We start from the raw sequence: 13,059 nt of genomic DNA on the forward strand, positions 1-13,059 counted from the left end.
CAGAGCGCGGCGGAGTGAGCACGGCGGGACGGTCGGCGTGGGCGGAACTCCGGGGACGGCTCTCGGCGGCCGACCCCGGCCTGCTCCGGTTCACCGCCGGTCTGCGCACGGTCACGTCGGTCGCGCTCACGCTCGCCGTGCTGGCGGCGCTGCGGACCGGGGTGACCCATCTGGTCGCGGGGGCGATCACGGCGATGGTGGCCACCTTCGCGATCCGCGAGAAGGGGCGGCCGGAGCAGGCCGTCACGCTCGCGCTCGGTCTGCCGGTGGCGCTCGCCTCGATGTCGCTGGGCGCGCTGCTCAACGCGCGGGTGGTGACGGGCGACCTGTTCTTCGTGGCGCTCATCTTCTGCGCGGTCTACAGCCGCCGCTTCGGCGACCGCGGCACGGCGCTGGGGCTGATCGGCTTCCAGATCTACTTCGCCTCGCTGTTCGTGCACGCGACCGTGGCCGCGCTGCCGGGCCTGTATCTCACGATCACGGTGGCGTTCGGCTGTGCGGCCGTGGCACGTTTCGTGCTGGTCCGGGAGACCTCCGAGGGCATCCTGGACCGGCTGCGGCGGGCCTTCCGGGCCCGGTTCGCCCAGCTGGTGTCCGCACAGGCCGAGTTGCTCGACGCCGGACCGGACGAGCTGGACAAGGCGGTGGAGGAGGTCAGGGTCAGGACCGCCCGGCTGCACGAGACGGCGCTGCTCATCCAGGGGCGGCTCGCGGACGGCACCTCCGACGACGCGACGGCGAGGCTGGTGCAGCGGCGGATCGCGGACGCGGAGATCGCCGCCGAGCGGCTCGGACTGCTGCTGCTCACCGCACGCGGCACGGAGCGGGCGAACACGCTCACCCTCCATCTGCCGGGTGCCCCGCTGCCGTCGGCCCTCGGGGAGCCGGTGCGGGACGAGGCGATGGAGCGGCTGCGGCTGGATCTGGAGGCGCTGCGGCTGCTGGTGCTGCGGTCCGGCGGCCCCGGGAAGGGAACCGCGCTGGCCCGGCTCCGCAACCGGTTGCTCGGCTACCGCGAAGGGGAGAACCTCCCGGCCGCCTCCCCCGCCGTCCAGGACGTCTTCCGGGGCATCGGCGAGGCCGGGCGGGCGGTGCTGGGACTGCGGATCGCCCTGGACGGCCCACAGGACGAGTCCGACGACACCCCGGCCACCTCCCGCTCCCGGGAGGAACTGGACGCCGAGGACGCTGCCATCGAGGGCGCCGAGGAGGCCGACCGGGAGACGGTGGGGGCGACCGGGCTGCGCCGCCCCACCACGCGGGCGGCGGTGCAGGTGGCGGTCGGCTCGTCGCTGGCCGTCGTGGGCGGCGAGTTCCTGTCCGCCCAGCGCTGGTACTGGGCGGTGCTGACCTGCTGGATCGTGTTCCTCAACACCGCGTCCACCGGCGAGATCCTGGTCAAGGGCTACCGGCGGCTGCTCGGCACGGTGCTCGGCGTCGTGGCGGGCATCCTGCTCGCGGGACTGGTCGGGCACCACACCTGGACGGCGTTCGGGCTGGTGCTGCTCTTCATCTTCGCGATGTTCTACTCGGCACCGGTCTCGTACACCCTCATGTCGTTCTTCGTGACGGCGATGCTGGGTCTGCTGTACACGCTGCTCAACACGTACAGCCTGGACGTCCTGGTGCTGCGGGTGGAGGAGACGGCGCTCGGTGCGGTGTGCGGGGTGATCGCGGCCGCGGTGGTGCTGCCGGTGCACACCGCCCGCCGTACCGACGACCTGCTGGTGACGACGCTGGACCGGCTGGCCGACGTGATCCGGGCCGCCACCGACCAGCTGGCCGGGGCGCCGCCGGTCGACCTGGTGGAGAAAGCCCGTGAACTGGACCAGGCGCTGGCCGACCTGGCGGCGGCCGTCCAGCCGCTGACCCATCCGATCACCCCGCTGCGCTCCCGCCGGGACACCGCCCGCTACCTGGTGGCGCTCCTGGAGACCTGCGCCTACCACGCCCGGTCGCTGGCGGCCACGGCGGAGTTGCTGCCCACCCACCCGTCCATCTCGGCGGATCCCCGGCTGCGCGGGGCGGGACGGCGGATCGTGCACAACATCGAGACGATCGCCGCCCATGTCGCCGGCGGCGGGGCGGACGGGGAGATCGAGACCGGTCCCAGCATCGCCTCGACTCTGGAACCGGGCACGCTCCGCGCCCCGCGCTACGGCAGGGTGACCGACCGCGTGCTGCGCCACCTCCAGCGCCTGGACGAGTCGGTGACGGGCCTGGCCCGTCCCTTGGGCGTCCCCGTCCGGCGGCCCGCCCCCTGAGGCCGGGTCACTCCCCCACCGCGAGGGGGACGGACGCGCGGTCGCGCGCGTCCCCCAGAACCGTCGGGGCCGGCACCGGAACAGTGGGCGTGGCGGGGATGGTGACGGAGGGCAGGTCCGCCGTCGCGTCGGCGGCCAGCAGGTGGCGGGCCTTCGCCAGGGCCGCTGCGATGTCGCGGGTTCCGGTGATCACGCAGAGCGTGTAGGCCAGGTCGCCCGCTTCGGGGCCCGATGCCGTCTCCGCGGTGCGTGCACGCTCGTAGTCGTCCACGAGCCGGCGCAGGGTGGCGGGGTGGGGCGTCAGCACTGCTTCACTCCTCGGTCGGTCTGAAGTGGGTCCACGGCGGCCGTGGGGGTTGTTGGGGTCATTCGGCGTTCCGGCCCAGCGCCTCGGCCCGGACGCGGGCGCAGCTGCGGCTGATGAGCCGGGAGACGTGCATCTGGGAGATGCCGAGCTTGTCGGCGATCCGGCTCTGGGTCATGTCCTCGAAGAAGCGCATGTAGAGGATGGCCCGCTCCCGTTCGGGCAGCCGGCGCAGCCCTTCCTTGGCCGCCTCGCGGTCCACGACGACGTCGTAGGAGCCGTCGGCCTCCCCGAGGGTGTCGGCGAGGCTGTAGCCGTCCTCGGCGGCGGAGAGTTCGGCGTCCAGGGACAGGGTGCTGAAGCTCTCCAGGGCCTCCATCCCGGCGCTGACCTCGTCCTCGGTCAGCCCGGTATGAGCGGCGAGTTCGGCGACCGTGGGCTCGGCGGAGCCCGGGTTCTGGGTGAGCTCGCGGCGGGCCACCCGTACCCGGTTGCGCAGTTCCTGCACCCGGCGCGGGACGCGCAGCGCCCACATCCGGTCGCGGAAGTGCCGCTTGACCTCGCCGGTGATGGTGGGCACCGCGTAGCTCTCGAACGCGCCGCGCGAGGGGTCGTAACGGTCGACGGCCTTGACCAGGCCCAGGGCGGCGACCTGGCGCAGGTCCTCGACGGACTCGCCGCGGTCGCGGAAACGGCCGGCGATCCGGTGGGCCATCGGCAGCCAGGCGGCGACCAGTTCGTCACGCAGGACGTCCCGCTCGGGGCCGTCGTCCAGCAGGGCGAGGCGGGCGAAGAGGGCCGCCGTGTCGGGCGCGTCGTCGTGGGCGCGGCGGGGCGCCGTGCGGGTGGTGCGGTCGGGCGTGCGGGAAGGGCTGGTCGGCAAGTCGGTGGGCATGCGGATTCGCTCCTGAACTGTGGGTCTCAGGGCGTCACCGGAACGTGGTTCCGGGACTCGGCCCGAACTGCGATGTCAGGGTCGCCGCGGAAGCTCCACCCGGACCGTTGCACCGGCCCGGGGGCTGTCGTACGACTGCTCCCACTGGCGCGCGCCTCCGGTCCGAAGCACGACACTCCGCCTGCCCCTTCGATCCGCGCCCAAACAACGTTGCCGGAACCGGTCTGTCCGCGGGCTCAGCGCAGGGGCACGACCGCGGTGATCCGCTTGCCTCCGCAGGGCAGTCCGGCGACCTCGAGGTCCCGGGCCAGCCGGCAGACGATGGGCCAGCCCCGGCCGCCGGCCCGCCACCGGTGCCGTTCGTCGACGGCCCGCTCGGCCACCGGTATCTCGTCGCTGCGGTCGCTGACGGACACCCGTACCGCGCACCCCTCGACGTCGACGGCGAAGCCGGTGATCCCGCCGCCGTGCAGGATCGCGTTGGTGGTCAGCTCCGAGGTGACGAGCAGGGCGTCGTCGAGGGCTTCGGCGGGGCACGGCAGGGCTCGCCGGGCGACCTCGCCGCGTACCGCTCTGCGGGCGTCGGCCGGCCGCAGCGGCGGCCGACGGGACTCGGATGGTGCCACGGTTGTCTCGGTCCGGTACTTGTCGTACATCCCTTCGCTCCCTGGGTGGTGGACCGGTGGATTGGCTCGGTCCCGTCCGTACGGGGCTCTTCCTTTCGGCTCACCGGTCGGGACGCGGTCAAACACGATCGGGGGCGACAAGGGGTCCCCAAAGTGAAACGGGTCACGTACCCTGTTCACGAGTACGCAGAATCGCTCTGGATGGTTTATCGTTCATCCATAAGTGGTCGAGGAGTTGACAGCAGGTCCTCCCCCGCCACCTCTGACGGCCCTGGCTGGCCTCCCCCGTCCAGCCAGGGCTTTTTCATGTCCGGACCGGTTCACGACGGCGGTTCCCACCTGCCTCGAGGTGCCCGGCAGGGCGGCAGCGGCTGAAATGGGCGTAGGGAAAGCACCCCGTACCCTCGCCGGCGAGGAGCCCCGTGCCATGACCAAAGCCATCAAACTGCTCACCGCCCTGCCCCAGGCCCAGCGCGAGCGCCTCATGGAACTGGCTCACGAGGTGTCCTTCCCCGAGGACTCCAGGATCTTCGAGGCCGGCGGCACCGCCGACCGGTTCTGGGTGATCCGCTCGGGCGCGGTCAACCTGGACCAGGAGGTGACGTCCCACAAGCGGGTCACCGTCGCCACCCTGGGCGCCGGCGACCTGCTCGGCTGGTCCTGGCTGTTCCCGCCGTACACCTGGGACTTCGGGGCGGTGGCCTTCAGCCAGGTGCGGGCCTACGAGTACGACGCCGCGGCCGTGCTCGCGCTGTGCGTGGAGGACCCGCTGCTCGGCCTGTCGCTGGTGCGGACCGTCGCCGAGATCCTCGCCAGCCGTCTCGAGGCCACCCGGGGCAAGCTGCTCGACGCCTACGTCGGGCGACGGCCCGCCTAGCCGGTCAGACGCGGTACCGGCGCAGGGCCGGGACCGCGGCGGCCAGGGCCAGCATCACCGCCACCACCAGCAGCCCGCCGCCCACGACCGCCGCGCGCGGCCCGAAGACCGAGCCCGCGGTGCCGTGCAGCACGTCGGCCAGGCGCGGGCCGCCCGCGACCACCACGGTGAACACGCCCTGCATCCGGCCCCGCATCTCGTCGGTCGCCGCCGACAGCAGGATCGCGCCGCGGAAGACCATCGAGACCATGTCGGCAACCCCGGCGGCGGCCAGGAAGGCCACGGCGACCCAGAGGTTGCGGCTCAGCCCGGAACCGGCGACGGCAGCGCCCCAGCCGACCACCGCGCCGATCACCATCAGGCCGTGCCGGCGGGCCCGCGAGAAGGTGCCGGAGAAGAGCCCGCCGAGCACCGCGCCGACCGGGATGGCGGCGAACAGCAGGCCGAGCGCGAGCCCCTCGCCGTAGGGGGCGTAGGTCTCCGCGGCGAGCTGCGGGAACAGGGCGCGGGGCATGCCGAAGACCATCGCGATGATGTCCGCGAGGAACGACAGCAGCAGCACCTTGTGCATCGAGATGTACCGGAAGCCCTCCACGATCTCGCGCACCCCGGCCCGCCGCGCCGTCGCGCCCGCGAGTGGCGGCAGCGCGGGCAGCCGGTAGACGGCCCACACCGTCACACACAGCGCCAGCGCGTCGATCAGGTACAGCATGGGCAGCCCGATGACCGGGATCAGCGCACCGGCGAGCAGCGGGCCGACCACCTGCCCGGTCTGCATGACCGTCGACCCGAGCGCGTTGGCGGCGGGCAGCTGTGCCTCGGGGACCAGCCGCGCGATGGACGCCGTACGGGCGGGCGCGTTCAGCCCCCAGAACGCCTGCTGCATCGCGAGCAGCACCATCAGCGCGGCCACGGACTTCATGCCGGTGACCGCCTGCACGAAGAACAGCAGCGAGGTCACGCCGATACCGATGTTGGTGATCAGCAGGAGCCTGCGGCGGTCCATGGTGTCGGCCACCGCGCCGCCCCACAGCGCGAACACGATCAGCGGCAGCAGTCCGGCGAGGCTGGCCGCGCCGACCCAGGCGGACGACCCGGTGATGTCGAAGATCTGCTTGGGCACGGCGACGGCGGTCAGCTGGCTGCCGACCGAGGTGACGATGGTCGACGTCCACAGCCTGCGGTAGGCCGGGATGCGCAGCGGACGGGTGTCCATCGCCCAGCGCCGCCAGCCGCTCCGGGGCGGGGCGGCCGTGGAGTCGTCGGGGGCCTGGGGAGGCTGTATGTCGGACTGGATGCCGCTCTCGCTGGTGTCCACGGAGTTCCTGGTGTCCCGCTCTTCTCGATGCCCGCTACATCTTTTCGGTTGCGGGTTCACTATCTCAGCAACTCCGGCGGCTGCCGAACCGCTCGTCTCAGGATGCGGCCCTGCGACGATCCGGGCGCCTCAGGATCCCGCCACGAGCATCAGGCCGAGCCCGGTCATGGTCAGCGCCACCAGCCCGTCCAGCACCCGCCAGGCGGCCGGCCCGGCGAGGTACCGGCCGAGCAGCCGGGCGCCGAAGCCGAGGGCGGTGAACCAGCAGAGGCTGGCCAGGGCGGCACCGAGGCCGAAGGTCCAGCGCAGGTCGCCCCGGCCGGCGGCGAGGGAGCCGAGCAGGAACACGGTGTCCAGGTACACGTGCGGGTTGAGCCAGGTCATGGCGAGGCAGGTGAGGACCGCCCGCCGCCGGGACCCGGCCGCCTCGCCGTCGGCGCGCAGGCCACCGGTGCCGGGCCGCCAGACCCGGCGGGCGGCCAGGGCGCCGTAGCAGAGCAGGAAGGCGCCGCCGATCAGCCCGACCGCCCGTACCGCGCCCGGCCAGGCCACGACGACCGCGCCCACCCCGCCGACGCCGAGCGAGATGAGGACGGCGTCGGAGAGCGCGCAGATGCCGACGACCACGAGGACCGTGTCACGGCGGATGCCCTGGCGCAGCACGAAGGCGTTCTGGGCGCCGATGGCGACGATGAGCGAGAGGCCGCTGCCGAAGCCCGCGGCAGCGGCGGCGAGAGAGCTGGACATGCCCTCGACGCTACGGAAGCGATCACTGTGCGTACAGCTAAAGATTTTTACGTACCATTAACGCGGCTGAAGGCGGGAGAGGACGGGAGTGGGACGGTGGAGCTTCCGCTCGACCAGGTGCGGACGCTGCTGGCGGTGGTGGACGAGGGCACGTTCGACGCGGCGGCAGCGGCCCTGCACGTGACGCCGTCGGCGGTCAGCCAGCGGGTGAAGGCGCTGGAGCAGCGCACGGGCCGGGTGCTGCTGCAACGGACCAAGCCGGTGCGGCCGACGGAGTCGGGTGAGGTGCTGGTCCGGTTCGCCCGGCAGCTGGCGCGGCTGGAACGGGACGCGCGCGGCGAGCTGGGCATGAGCGGCGCCGGGGAGCCGACCAGGGTGTCGGTCGCGGTGAACGCGGACTCGCTGGCGACGTGGTTCCTGCCGGCACTGACCGGGCTGCCGGGCGTCTATGTCGAGCTGCGGCGGGAGGACGAGGACCATACGGCCGCGCTGCTGCGGGAGGGGCTGGTGATGGCGGCGGTGACCTCGTCGCCGGATGCCGTGCCGGGGTGTTCGGTGCGGGCGCTGGGGCGGATGCGGTATCTGCCGGTGGCGGCGCCGGAGTTCGCGGCGACGCGTCTCGCGGGGTCGCTGCCGCAGGCGCTGGCCGGGGCGCCGGTGGTCGTGTTCGACCGGGTCGACGACTTCCAGGACGGATTCGTACGGCGGCTGGGCGGTGCGGGGGCGAGCGCGCTGCGGCACTACGTGCCGACGTCGGAGGGGTTCGTGGACGCGGTGACGGAGGGGCTGGGGTGGGGCATGGTGCCGGAGCCGCAGGCGGTGCCGCGGTTGCGGGAGGGGCGCCTGGTGCGGCTGGGCGAGCGGCGGGAGCTGTGGGTCGACGTGACGCTGTTCTGGCAGCAGTGGAAGTTGGACTCGCCGGCTCTGGGGGCGGTGGCGGAGGCGGTGCTGCGGACGGCGGCGGGTGCGTTGCGCCGGCCGTGAGGGGGCGGCCGGGGTAGTGCGGGTGCGGCTGCGCGGGGGCTTGTCGCGCAGTGCCCCGCGCCCCTGAGGGAGCGCTCTGGGCGGGGGCGGTCACAAGGACCGTTCGGCGCTGTCCAGGAGCATTTCCAGGGCCGTTGGGTATGCGCTCGTCACCATGCGTTTCGCCAGCAGTCGGGACGCCTCCGCGATGCGTGGGTGGGTCGTGCGCGGGAGATGGGCGTAAGTGGAGTGCCATTTGTCCTCGTCGGCGCGCTGGGAGTCCTTCGGGAGGGTGAGGGAGGCCGCGTCGAGGGCGGCGAAGGCGAGGGTCTGGTCGATGAAGGCGTGGTAGATGCGGACGGTGTCGGGCAGTGCGAAGCCCGCGGTGCGCAGGATGTCCAGGACCGCTTCGTCGGCGGCGAGTTCGTGAGCCCGGCCGGTCACCCGGTTCGTCGTCAGCAGGGCCGCCTGCGGGTGGGCGACGTACTGCGCGTGGATGCGCAGGCCGATGGTCCGCAGATCCGTCCGCCACTCCCCCGTCGGCGTCCAGCCGGCCAGCGCCTGGCCGATGAGCGCGTCGCCGATCGCGAGGGTCAGGTCGTCCATGCCCCGGAAGTAGCGGTACAGGGTGCTGGGGTCGCAGTCGAGGGCCAGGCCGAGGCGGCGGGCGGTCAGGCCGGCGCTGCCGTGCTCGCGCAGCAGACGCAGCGCGGTCTCCACGATGAGCCGCTCGGAGAGCACCGTGCCGCTGCGGGTGGGCCGACGCCTGCGCCGCTTTTCCTCCGGTACGACCGCTTTGGGCATCTCGCACTCCCCGCCGCTCTTATGCCAACGCCATTGACCTTACGCGACGGCCCGGCGTTTCATTCCGGCCAAGGCGCCCCGTACCCGACCCAAGCTCTCTGTCCGAGAAGGAGATTCCGGCATGCGTGTACTGCTCGTGGGAGCCGGCGGCGTGGGCACCGCCGTCACCCGGATCGCGGCCCGTCGGCCGTTCTTCGACCTGATGGTGGTCGCCGACTACGACCGGGCCCGTGCCGAGGCGGCGGTGGCGGCCGTCGGCGACGACCGGTTCCGCGCCGAACGCGTCGACGCCGGTGACGAGGCGGCCGTGGCCGCCCTGTTGGCCCGGCACGGCTGCGACGTGCTGCTCAACGCCACCGACCCGCGCTTCGTCATGCCCCTGTTCCGGGCCGCCCGCAAGGCCGGCACGGACTACCTCGACATGGCGATGTCACTGTCCCGGCCCCATCCCGAACTGCCCTACGAGGAGTGCGGGGTCAAGCTGGGCGACGAGCAGTTCGCGCTGGCCGGGGAGTGGGAGCAGGCGAACGCGCTGGCGCTGGTCGGCATGGGGGTGGAACCCGGTCTTTCGGACGTGTTCGCCCGGTACGCGGCCGACGAGCTCTTCGACGGGATCGAGGAGATCGGCATCCGCGACGGCGCGAACCTGACCGTGGACGGCTACGACTTCGCGCCGTCCTTCAGCATCTGGACCACCATCGAGGAGTGCCTCAACCCGCCCGTCGTGTACGAGCGGGAGCGCGGCTGGTTCACCACCGCTCCGTTCAGCGAGCCCGAGGTGTTCGACTTCCCGGAGGGGATCGGGCCGGTCGAGTGCGTGAACGTCGAACACGAGGAGGTGCTGCTGGTGCCGCGCTGGGTGGACGCGCGGCGGGTCACCTTCAAGTACGGACTCGGGCGCGAGTTCATCGAGACGCTCAGGACGCTGCACCTGCTGGGCCTGGACCGCACCACCCCGGTGACGGTGCCCGGCACCGACGGGCCGGTCGCGGTCTCGCCCCGCGACGTGGTCGCCGCGTCGCTGCCGGACCCGGCGACGCTCGGCGAGCGCATGCGCGGCAAGACCTGCGCGGGCACCTGGGTGCGCGGCGTGAAGGACGGGCGGCCGCGGGAGGTGTATCTCTACCACGTTGTCGACAACGAGTGGTCCATGGCGGAGTACGGTTGTCAGGCCGTGGTGTGGCAGACGGCCCTCAACCCGGTCGTCGCCCTCGAACTCCTGGCCACCGGCGCGTGGTCGGGCTCGGGCGTCCTCGGCCCGGAGGCGTTCCCGGCCCGCCCGTTCCTCGACCTGCTGACCGAGTACGGCTCCCCGTGGGGCCTGCGCGAGCAGTGACCGCCCGCGAATCCTCACGGACTTGGCCGTTTCAGCCGCGCCCGGACCGGTGACCCGGACCCGAGCAACGCACACGTACGGCAGAGTCGACTTGGATCGCAGGTGACATCGATGAACGACTGGCGAGACCACGCCGAGTGCCGCAACGAGGACCCCGACCTCTTCTTCCCCATCGGCACCACCGGCCCGTCATTGCATCAGACCCGGCGCGCGAAAGCGGTCTGCGAGCGCTGTCCGGTACAGGAACACTGTCTGAACTGGGCGATGGAGTCCGGGCAGACCGTCGGCATCTGGGGCGGTACCACCGAGGCGGAACGCCGGCTGCTGGCCCGCCGCAGGCAGCGGGCGGAGCGCCGGTTCAGCTGACGTCGGCCGGGGCCGGTGCGGCCGGCAGCCGCAGGGTGAACTCGGCGCCCTTGCCGGGTTCGCTGCGCGCCTCGGCGGTGCCGTCGTGGGCGGCGAGCAGATGGCGCACGATCGGCAGGCCGAGGCCGCTGCCTCCGGTACGGCGGCTGCGGGACTTCTCCGCGCGCCAGAACCGCTCGAAGACGTGCGGGAGATCGTCGGCGGCGATACCCGGGCCCGTGTCGGTGACGGTGAGGACGACGTCGTCGCCGGCCCGTCGGGCGGACAGGGTCACCTCGCCGTCGGCGGGGGTGTGCCGGATGGCGTTGGAGACCAGGTTGCCGAGGGCCTGTCGCATCCGCACCGGGTCCGCGTCGAGCCAGGCGGTGCCGTCGGTGTCGGTCAGCAGGGTGACCCCGGCCGCGTCGGCGGCGACGCGGTGGGCGGCGGCCGCCTGGTCGACCAGGTCGGCGGCGCGCACCGGTTCGCGGTGCACCCGCAGGGTGCCGGCGTCGGCGGCGGCCAGGTCCTGAAGGTCGTCGATGATCCGCTGCAGGACCAGTGCCTCCTCGTGCAGCGAGCCCAGCAGCGCCGGGTCGGGGTCGACGAGGCCGTCCCGGGTGACCTCCAGCCAGCCGCGGATGTTGGTGAGGGGGCTGCGCAGTTCGTGGGCGATGTCGCTGACCATCGCTCTGCGCTGTTCCTCCAGGCGTTCCCGGCGTTCGGTGAGGTCGTTGAACGCCTCGGCCAGCAGCCCGGTCTCGTCCCGGGTGCGCACCGGCGCCCGGGCGTGCAGTTCGGGCGGCTGCTGCGCGGCGGCGGTCAGCGCGCGCAGCGGCCGTACCAGGCGCGTGGCGACGACGGCGGTGACGGCGACCGTGACGGCGAGGACCAGACCGGCCGCGCCGACGATCCTCGACTTGTTGGCCCGGGACATGTCGAAGCGGGGTGCGGTCTGGTCGCCGATGCCGAGGAAGAGTTCGGCAGCCGGGGCGACGTACGGTTCGAGCTGGGCGCGCCGGGCGTCGGCGATGCAGTTCTTCGCCATCTGGTCGGTCCCCCGCTGCACCACCTTTTTCTTGGTGACGAGGAAGGCGCCGGAGACCGGGTTGCGGCCCGTCGTGTCGTAGGTGAGGGAGAGCGGGCCGCCCAGGTCCATGTCCTTGGCCCGGAGGCAGGGGCGGGCCAGGTCCGTCAGTGCCGCGAGGGCCTTGGTCTCGGTGCGGGTCGGATAGGCGAGCGCCGCGTTCATCTCGGTGGCCGGGTCGGCGTACCCCTCGCCGCAGCGGGACTTGCGGTAGAGGAGGCCGTCGGTGCCCTCGTCGGCGACGAGGTAGGGGCGCCCGCTCGGAGTGTGCCGGACGGCAGTCGGAGCGGCGACACGGTCGAAGCAGTAACGCAGCTTCTTCGCGATCATGTCCAGTCCGTCGCGCTCGCTCGCCGTCAGCCGGAACGGGCCGACCGCGCGCGGGTCGATGCCGCTGAGCTGGGCGCCGAACTCGGTGTAGGTGTCGGTGTGCAGGGGGTCCACGGCCGCCGCGGGCCGAGGAGGCAGCGGGGTGTCATGGGACGCCGAGTCGGCGATCAGCGTGCGGTCGGCGGTGGTCAGCGCGATCCGGCGGCCGGTCTTGGCGGCCAGCGCCCGTACGGTGTGCTGGACCCCGGCCCACTCGGGATGGTCCGCCGCGTACCCGCTGAGCTCGGCGAGGATCTTGTTGTCGGCGGCGAGGTCCTGCCCCTGTTCCTCCTCCAGCGCGCTGGTGGTGGTCGTCACGGCGAGCCAGGCGGTGGCGGCGACGGAGCAGACGGCGATCAGCACCGAGGCGAACAGCAGCCGGACCAGAAGCCGTTTGCGCCACGGTATCCGGGGCTTCACGGCCGCCCGCCGCTCAGCTTGTAGCCGACGCCGAACACGGTCACCAGCCGTACCGGCCGCCGGGGATCGGCCTCGATCTTCCGGCGCAGGTTCATCACGTGGACGTCGACGGCCCGTTCGGTGGAGGACCGGTCGAAGCCCCGGGTGCACTGCAGCAGCTGCCGGCGGGTGAAGACCCGGCCGGGCTCCCCGGCCATGGCGAGCAGGATCTGGAACTCGGCCGGGGTCACCTCCACCGGCTCCCCGTCGCAGCGCACCGTGTGCCGCACGGGATCGACGCTGATCCCGGCGGCGGTCACGGCGGGTTCCTCCTCCCGGACCGGGGCGGCCCGTCCGCTGCGCCGCAGGATGGTCCGGATCCGGGCCATCAGCTCGCGCGGGCTGTACGGCTTGGTCATGTAGTCGTCGGCACCCAGCTCCAGGCCGAGCAGCACGTCGTCCTCGTCGGAGCGGGCCGTGAGCATCAGCACCGGGATCTCCGGGTCGCCGCCGCGCAGCACCCGGCAGACGCCGAAGCCGTCGATCACCGGGAGCATCAGGTCGAGCACGACCAGGTCGGGACCGAGCCGCCGGGCCGCGTCCAGCGCGGCGGCCCCGTCGTGGACCACGGTCGCGCTGTGCCCCTCGGCGAGCAGCGATCTCCGGATCAGCTCGGCCTGCATCTCGTCGTCCTCGGCGACCAGCACATGCGCACACACAAGTTC

General features: G+C 72.8%; 13 protein-coding genes. 5 read left to right on the plus strand and 8 right to left on the minus strand.

Annotated features, from left to right (window positions below):
* Positions 1 to 14 precede the first annotated feature (14 nt).
* On the plus strand, positions 15 to 2,264 hold the full coding sequence (locus BLW82_RS02355; protein ID WP_093497221.1) for an FUSC family protein: 2,250 nt from the start codon (positions 15 to 17) through the stop codon (positions 2,262 to 2,264).
* A 7-nt stretch (positions 2,265 to 2,271) separates the two neighbouring features.
* Here BLW82_RS02355 and BLW82_RS02360 read toward each other — a convergent pair whose 3' ends face one another.
* The 3 genes from BLW82_RS02360 to BLW82_RS02370 form a co-directional block, all read right to left on the minus strand.
* Positions 2,272 to 2,571: a DUF5133 domain-containing protein gene (locus BLW82_RS02360; protein ID WP_093497222.1), complete on the minus strand. Its 300-nt coding sequence runs from the start codon at positions 2,569 to 2,571 to the stop codon at positions 2,272 to 2,274.
* A gap of 58 nt (positions 2,572 to 2,629) precedes the next feature.
* On the minus strand, positions 2,630 to 3,463 hold the full coding sequence (locus tag BLW82_RS02365) for a SigB/SigF/SigG family RNA polymerase sigma factor (RefSeq protein WP_093497223.1): 834 nt from the start codon (positions 3,461 to 3,463) through the stop codon (positions 2,630 to 2,632).
* 236 nt (positions 3,464 to 3,699) lie between these two features.
* Positions 3,700 to 4,119 (minus strand): ATP-binding protein, encoded by a 420-nt coding sequence (locus BLW82_RS02370; protein WP_093497224.1) that lies wholly within the window; start codon positions 4,117 to 4,119, stop codon positions 3,700 to 3,702.
* Positions 4,120 to 4,516: 397 nt separating this feature from the next.
* Between BLW82_RS02370 and BLW82_RS02375 the strand changes: the two genes are divergently transcribed.
* Positions 4,517 to 4,966, plus strand: a complete 450-nt coding sequence (locus BLW82_RS02375) for a cyclic nucleotide-binding domain-containing protein (RefSeq protein WP_093497225.1) — start codon at positions 4,517 to 4,519, stop codon at positions 4,964 to 4,966.
* 4 nt (positions 4,967 to 4,970) lie between these two features.
* Here the strand turns inward: BLW82_RS02375 and BLW82_RS02380 are convergent, their stop codons facing one another.
* Both BLW82_RS02380 and BLW82_RS02385 read right to left on the minus strand, forming a co-directional pair.
* A complete protein-coding gene (locus tag BLW82_RS02380) occupies positions 4,971 to 6,284 on the minus strand; it encodes an MFS transporter (RefSeq protein WP_371131283.1) in 1,314 nt (437 codons plus the stop codon).
* A 129-nt stretch (positions 6,285 to 6,413) separates the two neighbouring features.
* Positions 6,414 to 7,031: a LysE/ArgO family amino acid transporter gene (locus BLW82_RS02385; protein WP_093497226.1), complete on the minus strand. Its 618-nt coding sequence runs from the start codon at positions 7,029 to 7,031 to the stop codon at positions 6,414 to 6,416.
* Between the two features lie 96 nt (positions 7,032 to 7,127).
* Here BLW82_RS02385 and BLW82_RS02390 point away from each other — a divergent pair, with 96 nt between their 5' ends.
* Complete coding sequence (locus tag BLW82_RS02390) at positions 7,128 to 8,015, plus strand: LysR family transcriptional regulator ArgP (RefSeq protein ID WP_093497227.1); 888 nt, start codon at positions 7,128 to 7,130, stop codon at positions 8,013 to 8,015.
* Positions 8,016 to 8,105: 90 nt separating this feature from the next.
* Here BLW82_RS02390 and BLW82_RS02395 read toward each other — a convergent pair whose 3' ends face one another.
* Positions 8,106 to 8,798, minus strand: a complete 693-nt coding sequence (locus tag BLW82_RS02395) for a TetR/AcrR family transcriptional regulator (RefSeq protein WP_093497228.1) — start codon at positions 8,796 to 8,798, stop codon at positions 8,106 to 8,108.
* 121 nt (positions 8,799 to 8,919) lie between these two features.
* Between BLW82_RS02395 and BLW82_RS02400 the strand changes: the two genes are divergently transcribed.
* The gene (locus BLW82_RS02400; RefSeq protein WP_093497229.1) at positions 8,920 to 10,134 is read left to right on the plus strand and encodes a saccharopine dehydrogenase NADP-binding domain-containing protein; all 1,215 of its coding nucleotides are present in this window, start codon (positions 8,920 to 8,922) and stop codon (positions 10,132 to 10,134) included.
* A 111-nt stretch (positions 10,135 to 10,245) separates the two neighbouring features.
* Positions 10,246 to 10,500, plus strand: a complete 255-nt coding sequence (locus BLW82_RS02405) for a WhiB family transcriptional regulator (protein WP_093497230.1) — start codon at positions 10,246 to 10,248, stop codon at positions 10,498 to 10,500.
* On the opposite strand, the gene BLW82_RS02410 is transcribed toward BLW82_RS02405, so the two are convergent.
* On the minus strand, positions 10,493 to 12,355 hold the full coding sequence (locus BLW82_RS02410) for a HAMP domain-containing sensor histidine kinase (RefSeq protein ID WP_093497231.1): 1,863 nt from the start codon (positions 12,353 to 12,355) through the stop codon (positions 10,493 to 10,495). The two genes, BLW82_RS02405 and BLW82_RS02410, sit on opposite strands and share 8 nt — an antisense overlap.
* On the minus strand, positions 12,352 to 13,053 hold the full coding sequence (locus BLW82_RS02415; RefSeq protein ID WP_093497232.1) for a response regulator transcription factor: 702 nt from the start codon (positions 13,051 to 13,053) through the stop codon (positions 12,352 to 12,354). The genes BLW82_RS02410 and BLW82_RS02415 overlap by 4 nt, the downstream gene beginning before the upstream one ends.
* Between the last annotated feature and the right edge of the window lie 6 nt (positions 13,054 to 13,059).

The sequence above is a fragment of the Streptomyces sp. Ag109_O5-10 genome, assembly GCF_900105755.1.
GTDB lineage: Bacteria > Actinomycetota > Actinomycetes > Streptomycetales > Streptomycetaceae > Streptomyces.

Bases quoted from the DNA above. Each gene is read 5' to 3' on its own strand.
- BLW82_RS02365 (WP_093497223.1), bottom strand. From the start codon at position 3,463: ATGCCCACCGACTTGCCGACCAGCCCTTCCCGCACGCCCGACCGCACC.
- BLW82_RS02370 (WP_093497224.1), bottom strand. From the start codon at position 4,119: ATGTACGACAAGTACCGGACCGAGACAACCGTGGCACCATCCGAGTCC.
- BLW82_RS02375 (WP_093497225.1), top strand. From the start codon at position 4,517: ATGACCAAAGCCATCAAACTGCTCACCGCCCTGCCCCAGGCCCAGCGC.
- BLW82_RS02385 (WP_093497226.1), bottom strand. From the start codon at position 7,031: ATGTCCAGCTCTCTCGCCGCCGCTGCCGCGGGCTTCGGCAGCGGCCTC.
- BLW82_RS02395 (WP_093497228.1), bottom strand. From the start codon at position 8,798: ATGCCCAAAGCGGTCGTACCGGAGGAAAAGCGGCGCAGGCGTCGGCCC.
- BLW82_RS02400 (WP_093497229.1), top strand. From the start codon at position 8,920: ATGCGTGTACTGCTCGTGGGAGCCGGCGGCGTGGGCACCGCCGTCACC.
- BLW82_RS02405 (WP_093497230.1), top strand. From the start codon at position 10,246: ATGAACGACTGGCGAGACCACGCCGAGTGCCGCAACGAGGACCCCGAC.